The organism is Paraconexibacter sp. (genome assembly GCF_041602235.1).
In the GTDB taxonomy this organism is placed as follows: domain Bacteria; phylum Actinomycetota; class Thermoleophilia; order Solirubrobacterales; family Solirubrobacteraceae; genus Paraconexibacter.
Genome location: NZ_JBFIGP010000369.1, coordinates 1 through 3,160 on the forward strand (window position 1 = coordinate 1; position 3,160 = coordinate 3,160).

A 3,160-nucleotide genomic window follows, 5' to 3' on the forward strand; every position below is an offset into this window, starting at 1 on the left:
CGATCCACCGGTCCGCCGACCTCGAGTCCGGGCCGTTCTGGCCGGGCGGCATGGCGGCCCACGCCGACGGCTCCCTGCACGTGGTCACCGGCAACCACTGCCACCGTCTGAGTGCGCAGCTCGACGTGCTCGTCACCCGTCGGCTGCCGGGGGAGCGCCCGTACAACTCGTTCGTCGTCCTGACCGACGGCACGCTGGTGATGAAGGACTTCGACCGGGATGTACGTGAGCCGGCTCGGCTCGTGCTGCTGGATCCCGAGCGGTTGGAGCGTCGCTGCGAGGACGTGCCGCTGCCCGAGGCGGCGATCGCGCGCCTCTCCGCCGACGGCGACGACGTGTACGTCGTGGGCGCGAGCGCGGTGACGCGCCTGCGCTGGGACGGGGCGGCGCTGCGGCCCGACACCGACTGGGGCGCGGCCTACCTGCAGCCCGGGCAGAGCTACGGGTGGGACCCGGTGATCGCCGGCGGCCACCTCTGGTTCATGGACAACGGGGCGCACGACTTCGTCACGACGATGCAGGGCGCGGGCATCGCTCCCGGTCCCGTGCACCTGATCCGGATGTCGCTGACCGACCCGCGGGACATCGAACGCGTCGAGGTCTGCGGGGCGGCGCGCGGCGCGGTGACCGATCCTCCGTTCTACGACGCCCAGCGCAGGATCGCCGTCGCCTACGACTCCGCCAACGGGGTCGTGCAGGCCTTCCGGTTCGACGGCCGCCTCACGCCGCTGTGGCGGCGCGAGCTCGGCCACGCCGCGCACATGATCGGCTACCCCGACACGGGCGAGCTCGTCCTGCACGACTTCCACGGACCGGCGGTCGGACGCACCCGGCTCGGGCGAGCGGTGTCACGGCGGGCGACCATGATCATGCGCAACCCGCGCCTGCGCTCCCTCGCCACGCGCACCAGCCGCGACGAGGTGGCCGTCGTCGACATCGAGACCGGCGAGGAGCGCGGCCGCGCCGCCGTCCCGAGCCTGCTGCAGTCCGTCGTGTTCCCTGCTCCCGGCTTCGGCCGTGACCTCTACTGGTGCTCCATGACCACGATCGCCCGGGTGACCGTCACATGAACCTCCGCGACCGCATCGAACGGCGGCTCGTCCCGCGCACGATCGTCGCGCTGTCGACGATCGACGGGCCGCGCCGCCTGCAGGCGGCGCTGCACCGTCTCCGCGGTGGACGGGGCACGGTCGAGCTGTTCGTCGCCTTCGACGACGCCTACAGCGCCATCGCTCTCGTCGGCCTGGCCGACCGGCTCGCGTCGCGCCCGGTCGACCTCGTCGTCCAGCCCGTCGTGGAGCGCGGCATCCCGGGGGACCCGGCCGTCGCCGCCAAGCGCCGCTACGCCGTGACGGATGCGGCGCGGCTGGCCCAGCGAGACGGGCACGAGCTGTCGCGGACGGAGGTCGTGCCCGTGCAGGAGGCGGCCTTCCTGGCGCGATGGACGGCAGCGGCTCCGGACGAGCGGTCCCGGACGGCGTTCGCGGTCGCCGCGATGCGGCGTCTCTGGTTCGAGCAGCCGTCCGGCGCGGTCGAGCCCGACGCCTACGCGGACCTGTGGCGGCGGATCGTCGGTGGGGATCCGCCACCGGCCGACGCGGATGTCGTCACGAGCGAGCGGCGGATGGAACGTCGCAAGCTGTACGACACGCCGGTGGCGGTCGTCGCCGGGCAGTGGTTCTTCGCCCACGAGCGCCTGCCGCAGATCGCGCACCGACTCGACGATCTCGGCTGGAGGGCTGCCGCATGAGCACGACGACCGTGGAGTACTTCTTCTCCTTCCGCAGCCCCTACTCGTACCTGTCGGGTCCGCGGGCGTTCGCGCTGCCGGAGCGCTACGACGTCGAGATCGTCTTCCGCGGCGTCACGCCGATGGCGATGCGCGGCCAGTCGGTGCCGATGTCCAAGCGCCTGCACACGCTGCGCGACACCAAGCGCGAGGCGGACCGGCTCGGGATGTCGTTCGGCCGCATCCACGACCCCATCGGCGAGGGCGCGGTGCGCTGCCTGCGCCTCTCGGAGCACGCGAAGGACATGGGACGCGTGGAGCAGTTCGTGCTGACCGCCTCGCGCGCCATCTGGGCCGAGGGCGTCGAGGTCGCGTCCGACGCGGGCATGCGGTCGGTGTGCGAGCGAGCCGGGCTCGACTGGGCCGGCTGCGCCGCCGCGCTGCAGGACGAGTCCCTGCAGGCCCGGGTGGACGCGAACACGCAGCGGCTGCTGGACCTCGGGCACTGGGGCGTGCCGGTGTTCGCGCTGGGGGACGAGCTGTTCTGGGGGCAGGACCGGATCGAGGACCTCGAGCGCCGGCTGCGACCACGCGCCGCTCAGTCCGGGGCGGTCGCGGGCGGCCCCCCGCCCTCGGAGCGCTGCTCGTAGAGCATCGCGGCGACGTGCAGGGCAATCACGTCGTCCAGCACGCGCAGGTCCAGGCCGGTGCGCTCGGCGATCCGTCCCAGCCGGTAGCGGGCGGTGTTGACGTGCAGGTGCAGCCGTCGCGCCGCGAGTTTCACGTTGAGGTCGCTGGCGACGTAGCTGCGGAAGGTGTGCAGCAGCGGGCCGCCCTCCGCCGCGTCCTCCTCGAGGAACCGCCGGACCTTCTCGTGGACGAGCGTCCAGGTGGTGGGGCCGGAGCGCAGCGTCATCCATCCGAGCGGGGTGAGCGTGGGCAGGGCGATCATGCCGCCGCCGGTCGGCACCCGGTCACGGGCCTCGCGCGCGTCGGCGAGCGCGTCGGCCGCGCCCCCGGGCAGCAGGTGGCGGGTGCTGACCCCGGCGGCGAGGCGCACCGGGCCGTCCGCGAGCCGCCGCCACGCGCGTCCAGGGCGGCGACCAGCCGGTGGAGGTCCTCGTGGGCGACCGGGCGCACGACGACGATCTCGTCGTCCTGCAGCCGGGCGAGCGGGATCATCGTGGGTGCCCCGGCGCGGGCGAACGCGCCGACCGCCGAGGTCAGCACGCGTGAGGGGCTGCGGCTCTGGACGGGGCGGGCGCTGAGGACGATCACGCCGGCGCCGGTGGTCAGCCCGAGGTCGGTGGCGAGGTCGCCGAGCCCGAGGTCGGCGGGATCGCGCCCGGTGAGCAGCGCGTCGAGCAGCGCGTCGCGCCGTTCGCGGCCTCCCGTGCGGGACACCTCGTGCGCCTCGACCCAGGCCTCGCC

At 74.1% G+C, this 3,160-nt stretch carries 5 protein-coding genes; 3 read left to right on the forward strand and 2 right to left on the reverse strand.

Annotated features, from left to right (window positions below; genetic code table 11):
• The 3 genes from ABYE80_RS19020 to ABYE80_RS19030 all read left to right on the forward strand — a co-directional run.
• On the forward strand, positions 1–1,070 hold a 1,070-nt coding region (locus ABYE80_RS19020), incomplete at its 5' end, for a hypothetical protein (protein ID WP_372791889.1).
• Positions 1,067–1,750 (forward strand): hypothetical protein, encoded by a 684-nt coding sequence (locus ABYE80_RS19025; RefSeq protein WP_372791890.1) that lies wholly within the window; start codon positions 1,067–1,069, stop codon positions 1,748–1,750. The genes ABYE80_RS19020 and ABYE80_RS19025, both read left to right, overlap by 4 nt.
• Positions 1,747–2,379 (forward strand): 2-hydroxychromene-2-carboxylate isomerase, encoded by a 633-nt coding sequence (locus tag ABYE80_RS19030; RefSeq protein WP_372791891.1) that lies wholly within the window; start codon positions 1,747–1,749, stop codon positions 2,377–2,379. Before ABYE80_RS19025 ends, ABYE80_RS19030 begins: the two co-directional genes overlap by 4 nt.
• Here ABYE80_RS19030 and ABYE80_RS19035 read toward each other — a convergent pair.
• Together ABYE80_RS19035 and ABYE80_RS19040 are read right to left on the reverse strand one after the other, a co-directional pair.
• Positions 2,328–2,681 (reverse strand): PucR family transcriptional regulator, encoded by a 354-nt coding sequence (locus tag ABYE80_RS19035; protein WP_372791892.1) that lies wholly within the window; start codon positions 2,679–2,681, stop codon positions 2,328–2,330. The genes ABYE80_RS19030 and ABYE80_RS19035 overlap by 52 nt on opposite strands.
• The coding region (locus ABYE80_RS19040; RefSeq protein WP_372791893.1) for a hypothetical protein at positions 2,678–3,160 on the reverse strand (483 nt) is incomplete at its 5' end. The genes ABYE80_RS19035 and ABYE80_RS19040, both read right to left, overlap by 4 nt.

Coding starts and splice junctions, on each gene's coding strand:
- ABYE80_RS19025 (WP_372791890.1), top strand. CDS start 1,067: ATGAACCTCCGCGACCGCATCGAACGGCGGCTCGTCCCGCGCACGATC.
- ABYE80_RS19030 (WP_372791891.1), top strand. CDS start 1,747: ATGAGCACGACGACCGTGGAGTACTTCTTCTCCTTCCGCAGCCCCTAC.
- ABYE80_RS19035 (WP_372791892.1), bottom strand. CDS start 2,681: ATGATCGCCCTGCCCACGCTCACCCCGCTCGGATGGATGACGCTGCGC.